18 protein-coding genes, 1 tRNA gene and 1 other RNA gene are annotated in these 17015 nt (G+C 70.9%); 6 read left to right on the plus strand and 14 right to left on the minus strand.

Annotated elements, in window-relative coordinates; all coding sequences use genetic code 11:
- Positions 1-5: 5 nt before the first annotated feature.
- Positions 6-1271: a tRNA guanosine(34) transglycosylase Tgt gene (gene tgt, locus KZJ41_RS01900; protein ID WP_006946397.1), complete on the plus strand. Its 1266-nt coding sequence runs from the start codon at positions 6-8 to the stop codon at positions 1269-1271.
- A gap of 67 nt (positions 1272-1338) precedes the next feature.
- On the opposite strand, the gene KZJ41_RS01905 is transcribed toward tgt, so the two are convergent.
- From KZJ41_RS01905 to KZJ41_RS01925, 5 genes are all read right to left on the minus strand, one after another.
- The gene (locus KZJ41_RS01905; protein ID WP_006946396.1) at positions 1339-2064 is read right to left on the minus strand and encodes a queuosine precursor transporter; all 726 of its coding nucleotides are present in this window, start codon (positions 2062-2064) and stop codon (positions 1339-1341) included.
- A gap of 117 nt (positions 2065-2181) precedes the next feature.
- Positions 2182-3216: a hypothetical protein gene (locus KZJ41_RS01910; RefSeq protein WP_065923164.1), complete on the minus strand. Its 1035-nt coding sequence runs from the start codon at positions 3214-3216 to the stop codon at positions 2182-2184.
- 49 nt (positions 3217-3265) lie between these two features.
- Positions 3266-4180 (minus strand): membrane protein, encoded by a 915-nt coding sequence (locus KZJ41_RS01915; RefSeq protein ID WP_029547082.1) that lies wholly within the window; start codon positions 4178-4180, stop codon positions 3266-3268.
- 181 nt (positions 4181-4361) lie between these two features.
- On the minus strand, positions 4362-5285 hold the full coding sequence (gene gluQRS, locus KZJ41_RS01920) for a tRNA glutamyl-Q(34) synthetase GluQRS (protein ID WP_065923163.1): 924 nt from the start codon (positions 5283-5285) through the stop codon (positions 4362-4364).
- Between the two features lie 53 nt (positions 5286-5338).
- Positions 5339-6241: a LysR family transcriptional regulator gene (locus tag KZJ41_RS01925; RefSeq protein WP_006943063.1), complete on the minus strand. Its 903-nt coding sequence runs from the start codon at positions 6239-6241 to the stop codon at positions 5339-5341.
- A gap of 123 nt (positions 6242-6364) precedes the next feature.
- Between KZJ41_RS01925 and KZJ41_RS01930 the strand changes: the two genes are divergently transcribed.
- Positions 6365-7750, plus strand: a complete 1386-nt coding sequence (locus KZJ41_RS01930) for an MFS transporter (RefSeq protein ID WP_006943064.1) — start codon at positions 6365-6367, stop codon at positions 7748-7750.
- On the plus strand, positions 7747-8484 hold the full coding sequence (locus KZJ41_RS01935; RefSeq protein ID WP_065923162.1) for a 3-hydroxybutyrate dehydrogenase: 738 nt from the start codon (positions 7747-7749) through the stop codon (positions 8482-8484). The genes KZJ41_RS01930 and KZJ41_RS01935 overlap by 4 nt, the downstream gene beginning before the upstream one ends.
- A gap of 89 nt (positions 8485-8573) precedes the next feature.
- Here the strand turns inward: KZJ41_RS01935 and KZJ41_RS01940 are convergent, their stop codons facing one another.
- From KZJ41_RS01940 to KZJ41_RS01950, 3 genes are all read right to left on the minus strand, one after another.
- Entirely contained in the window at positions 8574-9158 is a 585-nt protein-coding gene (locus KZJ41_RS01940) for a TetR/AcrR family transcriptional regulator (protein WP_006943066.1), read from the minus strand.
- A gap of 138 nt (positions 9159-9296) precedes the next feature.
- Entirely contained in the window at positions 9297-9950 is a 654-nt protein-coding gene (locus KZJ41_RS01945; protein WP_006943067.1) for a superoxide dismutase family protein, read from the minus strand.
- A 113-nt stretch (positions 9951-10063) separates the two neighbouring features.
- A complete protein-coding gene (locus KZJ41_RS01950) occupies positions 10064-10471 on the minus strand; it encodes a hypothetical protein (protein ID WP_006943069.1) in 408 nt (135 codons plus the stop codon).
- 124 nt (positions 10472-10595) lie between these two features.
- On the opposite strand from KZJ41_RS01950, the gene KZJ41_RS01955 reads away from it, so the two are divergent.
- Positions 10596-11483 (plus strand): LLM class flavin-dependent oxidoreductase, encoded by an 888-nt coding sequence (locus KZJ41_RS01955; RefSeq protein WP_065923565.1) that lies wholly within the window; start codon positions 10596-10598, stop codon positions 11481-11483.
- A 7-nt stretch (positions 11484-11490) separates the two neighbouring features.
- On the opposite strand, the gene KZJ41_RS01960 is transcribed toward KZJ41_RS01955, so the two are convergent.
- The 4 genes from KZJ41_RS01960 to KZJ41_RS01975 form a co-directional block, all read right to left on the minus strand.
- Positions 11491-13023: a metallophosphoesterase gene (locus tag KZJ41_RS01960; RefSeq protein ID WP_251550062.1), complete on the minus strand. Its 1533-nt coding sequence runs from the start codon at positions 13021-13023 to the stop codon at positions 11491-11493.
- A gap of 107 nt (positions 13024-13130) precedes the next feature.
- Positions 13131-13688, minus strand: a complete 558-nt coding sequence (locus KZJ41_RS01965; protein WP_065923161.1) for a TIGR03086 family metal-binding protein — start codon at positions 13686-13688, stop codon at positions 13131-13133.
- Complete coding sequence (locus tag KZJ41_RS01970; protein WP_174824754.1) at positions 13685-14497, minus strand: helix-turn-helix domain-containing protein; 813 nt, start codon at positions 14495-14497, stop codon at positions 13685-13687. Before KZJ41_RS01970 ends, KZJ41_RS01965 begins: the two co-directional genes overlap by 4 nt.
- A gap of 60 nt (positions 14498-14557) precedes the next feature.
- Positions 14558-15208: a YoaK family protein gene (locus KZJ41_RS01975; protein WP_029547091.1), complete on the minus strand. Its 651-nt coding sequence runs from the start codon at positions 15206-15208 to the stop codon at positions 14558-14560.
- A 134-nt stretch (positions 15209-15342) separates the two neighbouring features.
- On the opposite strand from KZJ41_RS01975, the gene KZJ41_RS01980 reads away from it, so the two are divergent.
- The gene (locus KZJ41_RS01980) at positions 15343-16335 is read left to right on the plus strand and encodes a DUF1524 domain-containing protein (RefSeq protein WP_065923160.1); all 993 of its coding nucleotides are present in this window, start codon (positions 15343-15345) and stop codon (positions 16333-16335) included.
- Between the two features lie 13 nt (positions 16336-16348).
- On the opposite strand, the gene KZJ41_RS01985 is transcribed toward KZJ41_RS01980, so the two are convergent.
- On the minus strand, positions 16349-16615 hold the full coding sequence (locus KZJ41_RS01985; protein ID WP_065923159.1) for a DUF1905 domain-containing protein: 267 nt from the start codon (positions 16613-16615) through the stop codon (positions 16349-16351).
- Between the two features lie 89 nt (positions 16616-16704).
- Positions 16705-16792: transfer RNA gene (locus tag KZJ41_RS01990), tRNA-Ser, on the minus strand.
- A 117-nt stretch (positions 16793-16909) separates the two neighbouring features.
- Between KZJ41_RS01990 and ffs the strand changes: the two genes are divergently transcribed.
- Positions 16910-17004, plus strand: an RNA gene (ffs, locus tag KZJ41_RS01995) — signal recognition particle sRNA small type.
- Positions 17005-17015: the final 11 nt, after the last annotated feature.

Genomic DNA, 17015 nt, shown 5'->3' on the forward strand with positions numbered 1-17015 from the left:
CCGACGTGACCGACCCCAGTGCCACCGCTTCCGCCGTGCCCACCCCGCCCGACCCGTTCTTCACCGTCGGCACCCGGCTCGCCAACGGACTCGGACGCACCGGCACGATCCACACCCCGCACGGCGACATCCACACCCCGGCGTTCGTCGGCGTGGGCACCAAGGCGACGGTCAAGGCGGTCCTGCCCGAGGCGATGAAGGAACTCGGGGTGCAGGCCCTGCTTGCCAACGCGTACCACCTGTACCTGCAGCCCGGGTCGGACATCGTCGACGAGGCGGGCGGGCTCGGTAAGTTCATGAACTGGGACGGGCCCACCTTCACCGACAGCGGCGGATTCCAGGTGATGTCCCTCGGGGTCGGCTTCAAGAAGGTCCTGGCGATGGATGCCGTGGGCGTGCGGTCCGACGACGTCATCGCCGAAGGCAAGGAGCGGCTCGCGCACGTCGACGACGACGGGGTCACCTTCAAATCCCACCTCGACGGCTCCCGGCACCGGTTCACCCCGGAGGTGTCGATGCGCATCCAGCATCAGCTCGGCGCCGACATCATGTTCGCGTTCGACGAGCTGACCACCCTGATGAACACCCGCGGCTACCAGGAACAGTCCGTCGAACGGACTCAGGCGTGGGCGGTGCGGTGCATCGCCGAACACGAGAAGCTCACGGCGCAGCGCGCCCACCGTCCGTACCAGGCGCTGTTCGGGGTGGTGCAGGGCGCGCAGTACGAGGACCTGCGCCGGCAGGCGTGCCGCGGGCTCGAATCGATCGTCGGCGAGTCGGGCCGCGGCTTCGACGGCTACGGCATCGGCGGGGCGCTCGAGAAGCAGAACCTCGGCACCATCGTCCGCTGGTGCACCGAGGAACTGCCCGAGCACAAGCCCCGGCACCTGCTCGGCATCAGCGAGCCCGACGACATGTTCGTCGCGATCGAGCACGGCGTCGACACGTTCGACTGCGTGAACCCGTCGCGGGTGGCGCGCAACGCGGCGATCTACCACCCGGACGGGCGTTTCAACATCAACACCAGCCGGTTCCGCCGCGACTTCACCCCGATCGACGAGGACTGCGACTGCTACACCTGCCGGCACTACACGCGCGCGTACATCCACCACCTGTTCAAGGCGAAGGAGATGCTGGCGTCCACGTTGTGCACCATCCACAACGAGCGGTTCACGGTGCGCCTCGTCGACGAGATCCGCGCCGCCATCGACGGCGGGTACCTCGAGGAACACAAGGCCGAGACCCTGGGCCGGTTCTACGCGCGGCGGTGAGTGAGCGTCCGCGAACTCCACCGTCGTCCACGACGGCTGCCGCGGACGACCGGACCGGTCGCGGCGCTCACTCGGCGTAGGTCGGCTCGCGCCGCTTCACGTGCGCGATGACCGCGTAGGTGACCGGCATGACGGCGACCTCGACCAGCGTCTTCCACAGGAACCCGACCACCACGTAGTTCACGAAGTCCGCCCACGTGGTGATGCCGATGACGCCGGCGGCGATCGCACAGAAGATGAGCGTGTCGGCGAACTCGCCGACGACGGTGGAGCCGATCAGCCGCGCCCACAGGTGCTTCTCCTTGGTGACCTCCTTGATGCGCACCAGCACGTAGGAGTTGAGCAGCTGCCCGACGAGGTAGCCGGCGAGGCCGGCCAGCAGCAGCCGCGGCACCACCCCGAGGACCGCCTCGAATGCGGCCTGATTCTCGTAGAAGTCGGCGGGCGGCAGCTGCTGGGCGATCCAGAAGCACAACGCGGCCAGCGCCACCGCACCGAAGCCGTAGTAGACCGCGCGACGGGTCGCGGCGAAGCCGTACACCTCGCTCAGGACGTCACCGACGATGTAGGCGAGCGGGAACAGGAAGAACGCGCCGTCGGTGATGATCGGCAGGACCTGCAGCGGGCCGAGCGCCCACTCGGCGTCGCCGAAGAAGGCCACGCCCTTGCTGGCGGCGACGTTGGAGATGATGAGCACCGCCGTGAACAGGGCCACCAGCCCGGGGTAGTAGCTGCGGACCACGCGGGCGAAGTGCGCATGGTCGGATTGCTGGGTCTGCACGTGCTCTGTCACCCGGCCATCCAAGCACTCGGACCGGAGGAAGGCGAAGAACGGACGAAAAGGACGCGGGCCCCGACCCGGTTGGATCGGGGCCCGCGACGTGCCGTCAGGGGGCTCCGCGACGTGCCGTCAGGGGGCTACCCGTCCGCCCGTGACGACCCGGTACGCGTATGCGTAGGCGATGGTGGTGACGGGCACCGTGACCAGCAGGCCGACGTAGCACAGCAGCGCGCCGACGAAGTTGATCGCGGACAGCACCAGCCACAGCAGGATCAGCTGCCCCACGTTGGCCGCGGCGGCGGACGCGCTCGACTTGATCGCCGTGACCGCGTCCTGCCGCTGGTCGATGACGAAATGCAGCGCCCACACGGTCAGGAAGGCGACGATGATGCCGCCGACGATGACGAGCGAGCCGAGCAGCGTGCCGACCGCGATGAGCAGGGAGACGAGCAGGATCGGACCGAGGCTGCCGACGCGGAAGAAGTCCTTCAGCGCCGGCTTGTGCCCGTCCAGCTCGTACAGGGCCCCGCGCACCGCGGCGGCCTGGACGACGAGCATGCCGATGACGAACGCGACGATCAGCACGATCATCACGACGATCCCGACGCCCGACATGCCCGTGCTGTAGCCGTAGCGGTCCGTCGTGGTCGAGGCCATCACGACGCCGAACATCAGGGCACCGAACACGAGGGCGGCCACGACGATCACACCGGCCAGGCTCAGCCAGCCGCCGACGTTCTCACTGAACTTGCGCCACCCGTAGTTCAGCGCGTCGCCGATGTTGATCTGCGCGCGGGGAGGGCCGAAGCCGGGTGGAGGCGGGTAGCCGCCGGGGGCGCCGTATCCGGGCGGCGGTCCGTACCCGGCCGGATTCCCGTACTGCGGCGGCCCGTACTGCGGGCCGGGCTGTTGCGGTGCGCCACCGTACTGGGCGCCACCGTACTGCGGAGCGCCGTACTGGGGAGCGCCGTACTGGGGAGCGCCGTACTGCGGCGGCGGGCCCTGCGGCGGGGCATAGCCGGGCGGAGGCCCGCCGTAGTTCGGTCCCTGCGGCGGGTAACCCTGGGGCGGACCGTACCCGGGCGGTGGGCCGTACGGCTGCGCGCCCGGGTACTTGTTCGGATCCTGCGGATCGGGATTGGACTCGTAGCCCCCGGTGGTCATCTTGTTCCTCTTGTTCGTAACGTGCCGCGTCGTGGAACGCCCGGGTCCGTCAGGGCGCGACGCCGCGGCCGGTGGTCACCCGGTAGGCGTAGGTGGAGGCGATGATCGTCAGCGGAATCGTGACGAGCAGACCCAGGCCGCACGGGATGGCGCCGAGGATGTTGATGCCGACCAGAGCCAGCGCCAGCAGCAGCAGCGGTCCCACGTTGGACGAGATGGCCCGGAAGCTGGACTTGATCGCGTCCACCGGCTGCTGGTTCTGGTCGATGACGAACTGCAGCGTCCACCAGGTCAGGAAGATGACGATGAAGCCGGGGATGATCAGCAGGATGAAACCGACCACGGTCATGAGCGAGACGAGCAGGCTCGCGACCACCACGGCGCCGATGTTCTCGAACTGGAAGAACGAGCCGAACGACGGACGATTGCCGTCGGTTTCGTGCAGCGCGCCGCGCACGTAGGCGGCCTGGATCAGGATGCTGACGAACACGCTGACGATCGCGCCGATGATGCTGAGCGCCGTCAGTTCGTTCGTGTCGAAGCCGCCGAAGATCACGTTGATCACGAACTGGATCAGCGCCGCCGCGACGACGAACGCGATCCAGACGCCCGCGTTCTGGCTGAACTTCTTCCAGCCGTAGCCGATCGCGTCACCCACGTTGAGCTGCGTGGGGGCGCCGAATCCGCCGTACTGGCTACCGCCCGAGGGGTAGTTGCCGGGCGGGGGCGGGTAGCTGCCGGGTGGGGGCGGGTAGCCGCCCTGAGGCGGGTAGTTGCCCGGCGGGGGCGGGTAGCCACCCTGAGGCGGGTAGTTGCCGGGCGGGGGCGGATAGTTCCCGGGCGGGGGATAGTTGCCGGGGGGTGGGTAGTTGCCGGGAGGCGGGGGGTAGCCGCCCTGCGGGGGGTTGGGTTCGCCGCCCTGGTTGTTGGGCTCTTTGCTGGGGTCGTAACCGCCGGTCGTCATCGGATCCTTCTCGGTGGGAGGGTGGAGCCAATCGCGTTGTCGACTGCGCACACTACGTCCGACGCGCCCGAATTGCACGATCACCGGAACTTCCGCGAGCCGGACGACCGGCGCGAACCGGACTACGCGGCGGTGCCGGCCGCGCGGACCCCGCAGGGCTGTCGCGCTGCACCGATACCGGTCACCAGCTGCCGTCGTACACCCACGGCTCCCGCGGGAGCCGGGCCGGATTCCATCGTTCGAGCAGCAGCTCCGGCGTGACGGGCTCGTCCTTGTCCGCCAGGTCGAGCGAGACCGCGATCCGGCTCAGGACGTCGGCCGCGGTGTGGCCCAGCGCCGCCTGGTCGGTGAGCGTGACGGCACCGTCGCGCTTGGCGAGGCGTTTGCCGTGCACGTTCAGCGCCAGCGGCACGTGCGCGTAGGTGGGTACCGGAAGCCCGAGCAGCGCCGCGAGATAGGCCTGCCGCGGTGCCGAGGTGAGCAGGTCGTCGCCGCGTACCACCTGGTCGATGCCCTGCGCCGCGTCGTCGACGACGACGGCCAGGTTGTAGGCGGGGATGCCGTCGCCGCGGCGCAGCACGAGGTCGTCGACGACACCGGTGAAGCTGCCGTGCACCACGTCCGCCACGGTGAAGGTGGCGGCGCCGGACCGCAGGCGCAGCGCGGCGGGCCGCCCCGACGCCCGTTTCGCCTCCCGTTCGGCCTCGGTGAGGTTCCGGCACGTTCCCGGATAGGCGCCCTGCGGGGCGTGCGGCGCGGACGCCGCATGCTGGATCTCGCGTCTCGTGCAGAAGCACTCGTAGGTCAGGCCCGCGCGGGTGAGGCGGGCGATCGCGGCGTCGTAGAGGGGCAGCCGCCGCGACTGGTGGACCACCTCGTCGTCCCAGTTCAGGCCCAGCGCGGCGAGGTCGGCGAGCTGACGTTCCTGCGCGCCGGGCCGGACCCGGTCCAGATCCTCGACGCGGATCAGGAACCGCCGCCCGGTGCTCCGGGCGAACAGCCACGCGAGGACCGCCGTGCGCAGGTTTCCGAGGTGCAGGTCGCCCGACGGGCTCGGGGCGAACCGGCCGGCCCCAACCCGCGCGTCCCCGGCCGAATGTGACATTTGGTCAGACTATCGAGCGTGATGTCACATTCGGTCACCTGCACGCCGGTGGGTCACGCGACGGGCCGGCCGAGCAGGACGGAGCGCTGGGCGTGCACGGTCTCGCGGATCGCCGCGACGACGGCGGCGACCTCCGGCCGGCGCAGCGTCTCCGACCGCGCCACCATCCAGTAGTTCAGCCGCGCCTCCACCTCCCCGGGGAGGATCCGCACCAGGTCGGCGTGCCGGTCGGCCATGAAGCACGGCAGCAGCCCGAGCCCGGCCGCGGCGCGGGTCGCCTCGACGTGGACGAACACGTTGGTCGAGCTCACCGACTCGTGCATGTCCGGGGCGATGCGACGGGCCAGGTCCAGGTCGTCGACCTGCAGCATCGAGTCGATGAAGTACACCAGGGGATGACGGCTCAGCTCACGCACCGTCGTCGGGGCACCGTGTTCGGCGACGTAGTCCCGCGCCGCGTACAGGCCGAGGGTGTAGTCGGCCAGCCGGTGCGCCTCGGCGCGGTGCACCTGGGGGCGTCCCACCACCACCTCGAGGTCGAGGCCGGACCGCTGCTGCGACGCGCGACGCGTGGCCGCGACGATCTCCACCGCCACGCCCGGGTGCCGTCGCCGCACCAGCGCACCGGCCGGGGCCGCGATGTAGGCGCTGAAGCCGTCGGTCGCCGAGACCCGGACGACGCCCTCGAGCCCGCGGTCCCCGTCGGGTCCGGCCAGCCCGGCGACGGCGGCCTCGATCCGCTCGGCCGCGGCGAGGGCCGAGCGGCCGAGCTCGGTGAGCTCCCATCCGCCCGACGCGCGGGCCAGCACGCGCCCGCCGAGGCTCTTCTCCAGCGCCGCGATACGACGGGCGATGGTGGTGTGGTTGACGCCGAGGTCGTCGGCGGCGGTCGTGAAGCGGCCCGTGCGGCCGACGGCCAGCAGAACCAGCAGGTCATCGGCCGACGGCGCGCTCATGTGTGCATTCTTGCAGATCTGCTCTGCGGATCGCGTCATTGTGCATGCAGATCTGTGCATCAATACTCGGCACATGCGTTCAGAAGTGTTGCCCGTCACAGTCGAACCGAGGAGGACGAACCCATGAGCGTCGAACAGGCACGGCCCGACGGCCGTACACCGGACGAGACCCCCGCCTCGGGCCTGCGCAAGGTCGTCGGCGCGTCGATGGCCGGCACCGTCGTCGAGTGGTACGAGTTCTTCCTCTACGGCACCGCCGCCACCCTGGTGTTCTCCAAGGTCTTCTTCCCCGACAACGGCAACGAGCTCGACGCCATCATCGCCGCGTTCGTCACCTACGCCGTCGGCTTCGTCGCGCGGCCCCTCGGCGGCGTCGTGTTCGGCCACTTCGGCGACAAGTTCGGCCGCAAGAAGCTGCTGCAGACCAGCCTCGTGCTCGTCGGCGTCGCCACCTTCCTCATGGGCTGTCTGCCCACTTTCGGTGCCATCGGCTACTGGGCGCCCGCGCTGCTCGTCACGCTGCGTTTCGTCCAGGGCTTCGCCGTGGGCGGCGAGTGGGGCGGCGCGGTGCTGCTCGTCGCCGAGCACAGCCCCAACCGTTCGCGCGGCTTCTGGGCGTCGTGGCCGCAGGCCGGCGTGCCGATGGGCAATCTCGTCGCCACCGTCGTCCTGCTGATCCTGACCACCACGCTGTCCGACGCGGCGTTCCTCTCGTGGGGCTGGCGTATCGCGTTCTGGCTGTCGGCCGTCATCGTGCTGGTCGGCTACTACATCCGCACCAAGGTCACCGACGCGCCGATCTTCCTCGAGGCCCAGCGTGAGGCCGAGCAGATCAAGTCCAGCTCGTACAGCGTCGTCGAGGTCGTCAAGCGATACCCGCGCGGCGTGTTCACCGCCATGGGTCTGCGCTTCGCCGAGAACGTCATGTACTACCTCGTCGTCACGTTCTCGATCACCTATCTCAAGGTGGTCGTCGGTGCGAACACCTCCACCATCCTGTGGTGGATGCTCGCCGCGCACGCCGTGCACTTCGCGATCATCCCCGTCGTCGGGCGCCTGTCCGACACCTTCGGCCGCCGCCCGGTGTACATGGTCGGTGCCGTCACCGCCGGCACGTGGGGCTTCTTCGCCTTCCCGATGATGGACAGCGGGCACAACGCCCTCGTCATGTCCGCCATCGTCATCGGACTGGTGTTCCACGCCTTCATGTACGCCGGCCAGCCCGCGATCATGGCCGAGATGTTCCCGACCCGCATGCGCTACGCGGGTGTCTCGCTCGGCTACCAGGTGACCTCCATCGTCGCCGGCTCGCTCGCGCCGATCATCGCGACCGCGCTGCTCAGCCGCTACGGCAGCGCTGTGCCCATCGCGATCTACCTGGCCGTGGCGTCCGTGGTGACGATCATCGCCGTCGTCGCCGCCCGCGAAACCAAGGGCATCAGCCTGCGCGACATCGATGCCGCGGATGCCCGCGCCGTCGGCGCCGAGAAGACGGCGGTGTCCGCATGAGTGCCCGCACCGCGCTGATCACCGGCGGCGCCGGCGGCATCGGGGCGGCGTGCGCCCGGGAACTGGGCGCCCGCGGCGTGCAGGTCACCGTCGCCGACGTCGACGAGGTCGCCGCCAAGACCCTCGCCCACGAGATCGGCGGGCAGGCGTGGGCGGTGGACCTGCTCGACACCGACCAGCTCGACGGGCTCCGGCTCGAGGTCGACATCCTCGTCAACAACGCCGGCATCCAGGTCGTCCGCCCGATCGAGGAGTTCGCCCTCACCGACTTCCGCCGGATCCAGACCCTGATGGTGGAGGTGCCCTTCCTCCTCGTGAAGGCGGCCCTGCCGCACATGTACGACCGGGCATTCGGGCGCATCGTCAACGTGTCGTCGGTGCACGGCCTGCGGGCGTCGGCCTTCAAGTCCGCGTACGTCACCGCCAAGCACGGCCTCGAGGGGCTGTCGAAGGTCACGGCCCTCGAGGGCGGTCCGCACGGCGTCACCAGCAACTGCGTCAACCCGGGCTATGTGCGAACGCCGTTGGTGGAGAAGCAGATCAGCGACCAGGCCCGGCTGCACGGCATCGACGAGGAGCGAGTGCTCGCCGACGTGCTGCTCACCGAGCCGGCGATCAAGCGGCTCGTCGAACCCGGGGAGGTGGCCTCCCTCGTCGCGTGGCTGGCCTCGGACGACGCCGGCATGGTCACCGGCGCCTCCTACACGATGGACGGCGGCTGGACCGCCCGCTGACCCACCCCCTGTGTGTGTGGCCGAATGTCACATCGCGTCGATCAGATCGAACGCGTGTGACATTCGGCCACAGGCATTTTCGAAGGCGATCAGTGGGCGTCGGCGCCGTCGAGCGACAGCTGGATCTGGGTGTGCAGCGCGTGGGTGAGGTACTCCGGCGGATACAGCTCCGGGCTGGCGACGGCGTCGAGGGCCAGGCCGTTGACCGCGGCCAGCAGGAGCGCCGCCCGGGTCTCGGGCTCCGCGGTGCCCATCCGGATCAGGACGGCGGAGACCGCGGTGCGCATCGTGAACAGCGTCGTGTGCCGGATCGTGCTCAACGACGGCGACGTCGCGGCCCGCACGGTGAACGCCGCCATCACGTGCGCCTCGGCGGTGCGCTGGTCGTCGAGCGGCAGCAGCTGGCTCAGCGCCGCGAACAGGGTGCGCGCCGGATCGATGTCGGGGTCGACGGTGCTCAGCCGCGTCAGCACCCGTTCGGCGAGCGCGCGGAACGAGTAGGCGAGCATCTCGTCCTTGGTAGGGAAGTGGTGCTGCACGGCGCCGATCGATACACCTGCATGGCTGGCCACCTCGCGCACGCTGGCGCCGTCGAGCCCGATCCGCGCCGCGACCTCGAGCAGGGCCGCGGCGAGACGCGTGGGGCTGGTGGTGGCATAGGGGCGCGCGCGCATGGATGCACCGTACCTGCGCGCATCTCCATACGTCGGTATGGGGCATCGACCCCGCACCTCGGGGCGGTGTCGGCGACCGTCGCTGCACCACCTGCGGTGCCGCGTGCGGCCGGGCGGTTCCAGGACCGCCGGCGTTCGTCAGAAGTTCTCGTCGATGCAGGCCAGGCGATCACCGGCCATGCCGGCCTCGCCGGGACCGGTCCTGGTGCGCTGCGCGTGGAGTACCACGGATGCGGCCTCACCGTCGCGGACCGCCCAGTCGACCGTCGTCGACGTCTGGGCGTTGCCGTCGCCGTCGGTGGTGATGTCGAGCCAGATCTCGTTCCGGGGGTTCGCGTAGGCCGGATCCGTCGACGGAGATTGCGGGGTGGCCGCGGGGTCCACGTTGTTCTGATAGTGCGGCCCCGCATCCGACGGTTGTGGCCCGCACGGCTGCGTGTGTACGTGCACGCCGAAGTCGCGGGTGGGCGCAAGACCGGTTGCGTTGAGCGTGACCGTCGTGCGGCCGTCTTCCTCTTCGGATTCGACGGTCACGGTCGACCCCACCGGGACGGCGGCTTCGTCGTAGGTGTAGGCGTTGTCGTCGCCACCACCTTCCCCGGGCAGCTGGAAGGCCACTCCATCCGTGCCGGGCAGGGGGGTGGGCATGCCGGTGGTCGTCGTTTCCGAAGACGCGGGAGGCGTCTCGACGGTGGCCTGGTTGTCCGTCGAGGCGTCGTCGCCGCCGCATCCGGCGGCGACGAGTGCGGTCAGGGACACGCCTGCGATCAAGGTTGTACGTCGTGTGTTCATGATTCGGCGTTACCCCCTGGTGCGCCGCGTTGAACCTCCGGCGGAGCGCTCACCCGTGGCACGGTGAGACAGGGGCACACCTGCCGGACCTGCACCGCCGCGGTCCCGCTCGGTCAGGTCCTGCTCACCCCGCTGATGATCAGGGACAGGCCCGCCCCGAGGAGCCAGACGTCCTTGGCGATCGGCGTGCCCTGCTGGGTCGGGCGGAACGATCCGCCCTCGTGCATGCCGGGCATCCGCCAGTACATCGCGAGCAGACCCGAACTGAACGCGGTCAGCGCGGCGCCGGCCACGACGGGGGAGACGACGGGCGCCAGCAGCAGGGTGCCGACGCCGATCTCAGCGGTCGACAGGGCCTGGCCGAACGTCTCCGGCCGCATCTTCCCGAGCCGGGGGAGCGCCTTGCTCGCCATGTCCTGCAGCCCTGCGGCGGCCTCGGGCGGGAGATCGCGCTTGCCCAGCCCGGAATTGAGGATGAAAGCACCGGTGGCCAGCCGGAGCGGAACGTTGCTCAGTCGCACGGGAACCTCCGGAGGATCGAATGTGACCGATTATCCCGCATTCCCCGTGACGGTGGCGGCAAACTTCCCACGGCCGTCCGGATGCAGCACGATGAAGCGGTCGGCTCACCACCGGGAGGACGCCATGCCCGAGTACGGCCGGAAGCTCCTCTTCGGCAGCTTCCTCACGCCGGCCGCCGAGAACCCTGCCGCGGTCGTCGACCTCGCGGTCGCCTCCGAACGCGCCGGCCTGGACCTGGTCACCTTCCAGGACCACCCGTACCAGGCCCGTTTCCTCGACGCCTGGACCCTGCTGACCTGGGTCGCCGCGCGGACGACGCGGGTACTCGTGGCGCCGAACGTGGCGAACCTGCCGCTGCGCGGCCCGGCGATCCTCGCGCGCAGCGCGGCCTCCCTCGACCGCCTCAGCGGCGGACGCGTGGAGCTGGGCCTCGGCGCGGGCGCCTACTGGGACGCGATCGCCGCGAACGGCGGACCGCACCGCACCACGGGCGAAGCCGTCGACGCGCTGGAGGAGGCGATCACCGTCATCCGGGAGCTGTGGGCCGACCGCCGGGGTGGCGCCCGCGTCGACGGCACCCACTACCGTCTCGCCGGCGCCAAGCGCGGCCCGGCGCCCGCCCACGACATCGGAATCTGGCTCGGCGCCTACGGTCCTCGCATGCTCGCCCTCACCGGACGCGCCGCCGACGGGTGGCTGCCCAGCGCGTTCGCCGCTTCGCCGGACCGGCTCGCCGAGATGTCGAGGAGGGTCGACGAGGCGGCTGTGGACGCCGGCCGGGACCCGCGCGAGATCCGCCGGCTCTACAACATCAGCGGCCGATTCGACGGCGGTGCGGACGGCGGGTTCCTCGCCGGGCCGCCCGCCGTGTGGGCGGAGCAGCTCGCGGAGCTGACCCTGCGCCACGGCATCAGCGGCTTCGTGCTCGGCACCGATGCCCGCCCCGACATCGAGCGATTCGCGCAGGAGGTCGCGCCGCGCGTCCGCGAACTCGTCTCGGCGGCAAGGTGATCCGGACTCAGCCGGGGAGTACCGCACGCGGCACGGCGGCGCGCAGTTGCACGTCCACCACGAAGTCGCCGTCCTCCGGCGTGTAGCGGCGCCGCGGGTCGTGGTCCTCCACCCGGAAGCTGTCGAGCGCGGGGGAGTGGGTGGTGACGGCGACCGTGCCGTCGTCGAGATCGAACTGCAGCAACCGCTGGAACGCCGTCGCGCGTCGACCGTCGACGAGGAAGTACTGATAGTCGGCGAGCATCTCGACCACGCGCCGGTCGCTGCCGGGGATCGGGCGGTCGGTCACGGTCGTCTGCCCGTCCACGTGCCCGGACAGCACCATGAACACCGACTCGTGCGGCACGACGAGCCGGTTCCAGATCTGCTGGCCCGAACTGCCGCCGATGTCGCCGAATCCGCTCATCCGTAGGCGCCCGTCCTCGTCCAGGTAGTAGTGCGCGGCGACGATCGTGTTGCGGTCCGGATGGGCGGCCAGCACCTGCTCGGCCCAGCGCATCACGTGCTCCGCCGGGTTGTAGCCGATGTAGAGGACGAGGAACCGGGCGCCGGCGATCTCGAACAGGTCGTAGTGCGCCGAGTTGTCGGTGTCGGTCACCGAGTCGCCCCACTGCGGCCGGTCCCGGAACCGCTGCGGCCCGAAGTACTCGTTGTACAGCGCGTGGTTGCGTTCGTGCTCGCCCGGCACGAGCCGGCCCGCGACGTTCCACAGGTTGTCGTGGTTGCCGGGCAGGACCCCGTAGGGCATCCCGGCCGCCTCGAGGATTCCCATCGCCTCCGACGCGACCTCGAACTCCGCGCGGGCGCGGGCGTCCGGGGCGCCCGGCCGGATCCACGACTGGATCAGGTCCCCGGTGTGCACGGTGTACGCGATCTTCCGGTCGCGGGCCTGCTGCGCCGTCCAGGTCGTCATGGCCCGGAAGGCGGCGGTGTCGTCGCGGGCGAGGTACTGGGTGTCGGTGAGGTGCTGGATAGCGAAGTCGTAGTCCGCCGGATCGGCGAACGCCTGGTCCGGTACGGCGTTGGCGTCGCGGAAACCCCGGTCGCGACGGGGCCCGTCGATCACCAGGATCTCCACGCGGCCGGCGATGCCGGTGATCCGGGCCTCGAGCACGATCGGTCCGCCGGGCGCTGCGGGCCGGGCCACGGCGCGCGGCTCGCCCCACGATCGGCCCGTGCGCACGTGCAGGGCGAGGTCGTCGAGGTTGACGCTGCGGCCCTGCCACCGGAGCGTCACCGCCTCGGTTCCGGCGGGGAATTCGAGTTCGTAACGGACATAGGGATATTCGTCGAACTTGTCGCCGACGGACACCGGGGCACCGCTCTCGGCGACGTCGCGCGGGAGCGGTGGGTCCGCCGAGTCGGTCACGCCCGCGTACATCGTCGCGGACGTCGCCGGGACGTCGGTGGTCAGTCCCGTCGCCGGGATGCCGACGGACGTGACGGGCGCGGGCACCGACGGTGCCGCCCCGGCGGGGCCGGACAGGAGGGCGGCCACAGCCAGCAACGACACCGGAAGCCAGGAGCCCGGGGCGCGCATCCCCCGACGCTACCGCTGATCAGGCGCAACGCCACCGCCGATCAGGCGCAACGCCACCGCCGATCAGGCGCAACGCCACCGCCGATCAGGCGCGGCGCTACCGCCGATCAGGCGCGACGGCCCAGGTGCGCGAGCACCCGGGTCCGCCGGTCGGCGTCCGCGGGCACCTCGACGGCGGGCCCGCAGACCCCCTCCATACGGATCGAGTCGCCCAGGGCCTGCGCCGTCGCCTCCACGAAGTCGAGATCCTCGTCGTCGACGGAGTCGTCCAGGCCGGCGGCGCGGGCGATGTCCCAGCCGTGCACGACGAGGTCGAAGTTGTAGAACCGCGCGACGGTCGCGGCGAGGGTGGTGCGGCCGAAGTGGCCGTCGTACTCGAGGCCGGCGCGCTGCGGATCGTCGAGGATCGCCTGCATGCCGTCGCGGGTGGCGGCCCACGCGCCGGCCGGGTCGGTGTCCGGCGAGGGGCAGGCGGGCAGTTCCAGGCCGACGACGGTGACGATCTGCCGCTGCGTGTCGACGACGTGCCGCAGCACGTCGCGGGCGGTCCAGCCCTCGCAGGGCGACGGCGCGTCCCACCGGTCGGCCGGCACGGCCTCGACGCGTGTGGTGAACTTCGCCGCGAGTTCGCGGTAGTGACGGGCGGGGGAGAGGGTCTCGGTCATGCCGCGAATTCTTCCGCCCCGAGGTCGCCGAGGGATTGGATACTTCGGACATCGAGTGCCGAGCCCGGGCCGTGCCACCGTGGTGCCTCGCCGGCGAGCAGGGCGGTGGGCGTCAGGGTGGAGATCCTGCGGGCCTCACGGTTCAGGTGCGACTGGTCGCTGTAGCCGGCGACCGATGCGAGTTCGGCCAGTCCGCGCCCGGGACCGGCGTCGGCGAGGGCCATGAACCGTTGCAGGCGAAGAATCGATCGCAACGTGGCCGGGCCGTACCCGAACGCCTCGTTGCAGCGGCGCTGCAGCTGACGCTCGGTGAGTGCGGCGGTGTCGGCGAGCGTGCCGACGCTCCACGAGTGCCCGGACAGTGCCTGCCGGAGGTGCCCGATCAGCGGGTCGGGGGCAAGGCCGTGCGCGAGCCAGCGCCGCACCGCGGATTGGAACACCTCGAGCCGTTCGGGGGCGGTCCGGGCGTTGTCGAGCCGGTCGGCGAGTGGTCTGGCCCCGGCCGAGCCGATCAGGTCGTCCAACCCGACGCGGGTATCGCGGAGTTGCGCGGCCGACGCGCGCAGGGCGAACGAGGCGAGACCGGGGCGGAACCGAACGCCGGCGGAGACGACGCCGGGCGGCAGGGTGAACGACCACGCGGAGGTTTCCGGACCGCACACGCGGATGCCGACGCCGGCGATCCACAGGACGTCGACGCATCCGTCCGGAACGAGGAGGTGACTCTGCCCGTCGGAGACCGCCGACCACACGCACACCAGGTGCTCGGCGAGGTCCGCGCTGGGAGTGCTCGGCACATACCACCTCATGGCCCACGAGCGTAGGCGCAGGCTCCGACAATCGCTGCCTGCGTGGGGAACCGGCTTCCGTCACGGCCGGTACGGCAGGTGCCGCACCGCGACGGTGAGTGCGACGGCGACCGCGGTGGCGACCCACAGGGCGTGCAGTCCGAACGCCCGATGCGCGAGGGCACCGCCGACGGCGCCGGTCACCAGGCCCAGCCACAGGCCCAGGTACGGCAGCCAGCTCCAGCGGGGCCCGCCGAACAGCGCGGCCGCGAGCCGCTGCCCGATCTTGACGAGCGCCCCGGTCATGTACGTCAGGGCCACGCTCACCTCGCCGTCGCGCTGGAACACCGAGTTCTCCGCGCCCATGGCGAGGGTCATCGCCACCACCGCGACGGGCGTCCACCCCGCCGTGTGGGCGAGCGCACCGAGTAGCAGCAGCGCGGATACCGCGGCGAGGACGGCGGTCTTGCGGGCGCGCCGGCTGCGGTCGGACAGTTGCGCCACCACCCCGCCGAGGACGACACCGACGAGGAAGAGCCCGATGATGCCGGCGGTGAGGGCCGCCTGGCCCCAGGCGCCGTCGGCCAGGCCGACGCTCATGCGCGTGGAGTTGCCGCTCATGAACGACACGAACACGCCCCCGAGGGTGATGAAGCCGAGCGCGTCGACGAATCCGGCGAGGCCGGACAGCGCGATGGCGAGGGCCGTGAGTTGTCTGCCGTATCCGACCACGGACAAATCGTAATCACCTTGTGCTGTTACCTCTGGTAACGAAAGGGATGTCCGGTACGACCTCCGGGAGACGCCCTTTCGTTCCCCCGCGGAGGGTGCCGCCGTACCGCATCCCGCCCCCAGGAGTACCCAGCGTGTTCGCCTCACCGTCCCGCCAGTCCCCGAACCACCGCAGGCGGGGATGGAGCGCCGGACTCGCCGCGGCGGCCCTGCTGCTGACCGGATGCGCCGCAGCAACGGACACCGCCACCCCGGCGCACGCGCCCACCGTCGCCGCGACCCCGACGGTGACGACCACCCCGCCCCCGGCCCCCGCACCGGCGCCGACCCACGTTCCCGCGGACGCATCCGCCTCGTCGGCGCTGGCCACGCTCGCGACGCTGCCGGTCAAGGGGCGAGCGCCCAAGACCGGTTACGACCGCGAACTCTTCGGCCCGGCGTGGAGCGACGACGTCGACGTCGACGGCGGCCGCAACGGCTGCGACACCCGCAACGAAATCCTGCGGCGCGACCTCGTCGACATCACCTACAAGACCGCCACCCGGGACTGCGTGGTCCTCTTCGGCACCCTCCACGACGCCTACACCGGCACGACCATCGAGTTCCGCCGTGGCCAGGACACCTCCGCCGACGTGCAGATCGACCATGTCGTCGCGCTGTCCGACGCGTGGCAGAAGGGTGCCCAGCAGCTCGACCAGCAGACCCGCGCGAACTTCGCCAACGATCCCCGCAACCTGCAGGCCGTCGACGGCGACGCCAACCAGCAGAAGGGCGACGGCGACGCCGCGACCTGGCTGCCGCCGAACCGGTCCTACCGGTGCACGTACGTCGCGCGGCAGATCGAGGTCAAGGCCCTCTATCAGCTGTGGGTGACCCAGGCCGAGCACGACGCGATGGTCCGCGTCCTCACCGAGTGCGGCGCCGCCGCTCCGGCGCCCGTGCCCGCCGCGCCTGCCGCGACCGTGGCGCCGGAACCGGCCCCGTCGGTGGCATCGCCGCCGGCCGCCGCCGCGACCTACCGCAACTGCGCCGAGGCGCGGGCCGCCGGCGCCGCGCCGCTGTACGCCGGTCAGCCCGGGTACAGCGAGGAGATGGACGGTGACCGGGACGGTGTCGCCTGCGAGTGAGCCGCCCGGCGCGTCAGCGCTCCGCGACCGTGATCGTCACCGTGTCGCCCACCTCGACCGACTCGGCGGCGCGCACCGACCTCTTCAACGCGAGGAAATGCCGGCCGTCGCCCCGCGGCTGCAGGGACGTGTCCCACTCGGTGCCGCCCATGCGGGCGCGTACCGGGATCAGTCCGCGTACGGCGACGCTCGTCACGGCCTCGACGATCCGGGCCGGCACGTCGAGGTAGTGCCAGCCGCCCGGGCCGGGAAAGACCTCGACGATGCCGGAGAAGCGCATGCCGCGAGGCTAGAGGGTGGGGCCGACACGACAGGGAAGCGAAAAAGCCCCTGTGATCCGCGAAGCTGCGGATCACAGGGGCTTCCCCGTGGCGGAGGATAGGGGATTTGAACCCCTGAGGGCGTTAACCCAACCCGCGTTCCAGGCGAGCGCCATAGGCCACTAGGCGAATCCTCCGTGGGGAAGCATACCGAATATGACCTGGTGGTTGCCAAACGGGGAGGTCGCCGCGGGTTTCGGCGGGGTGTGGCGGTGCCGATTCACGGTTCGGAGCGATGTTTGTCTACACTGGCCGATGGATCCCGCGCGGCGCGCATCCTGTGAACTCCCCCAGGGCCGGAAGGCAGCAAGGGTCAACGGGCTCTGCCGGGTGCGCGGGGTCCCCTAGCTTCCGATGCCG

The organism is Rhodococcus sp. 11-3 (assembly GCF_023704055.1).
In the GTDB taxonomy this organism is placed as follows: Bacteria; Actinomycetota; Actinomycetes; order Mycobacteriales; family Mycobacteriaceae; genus Rhodococcus; species Rhodococcus aetherivorans.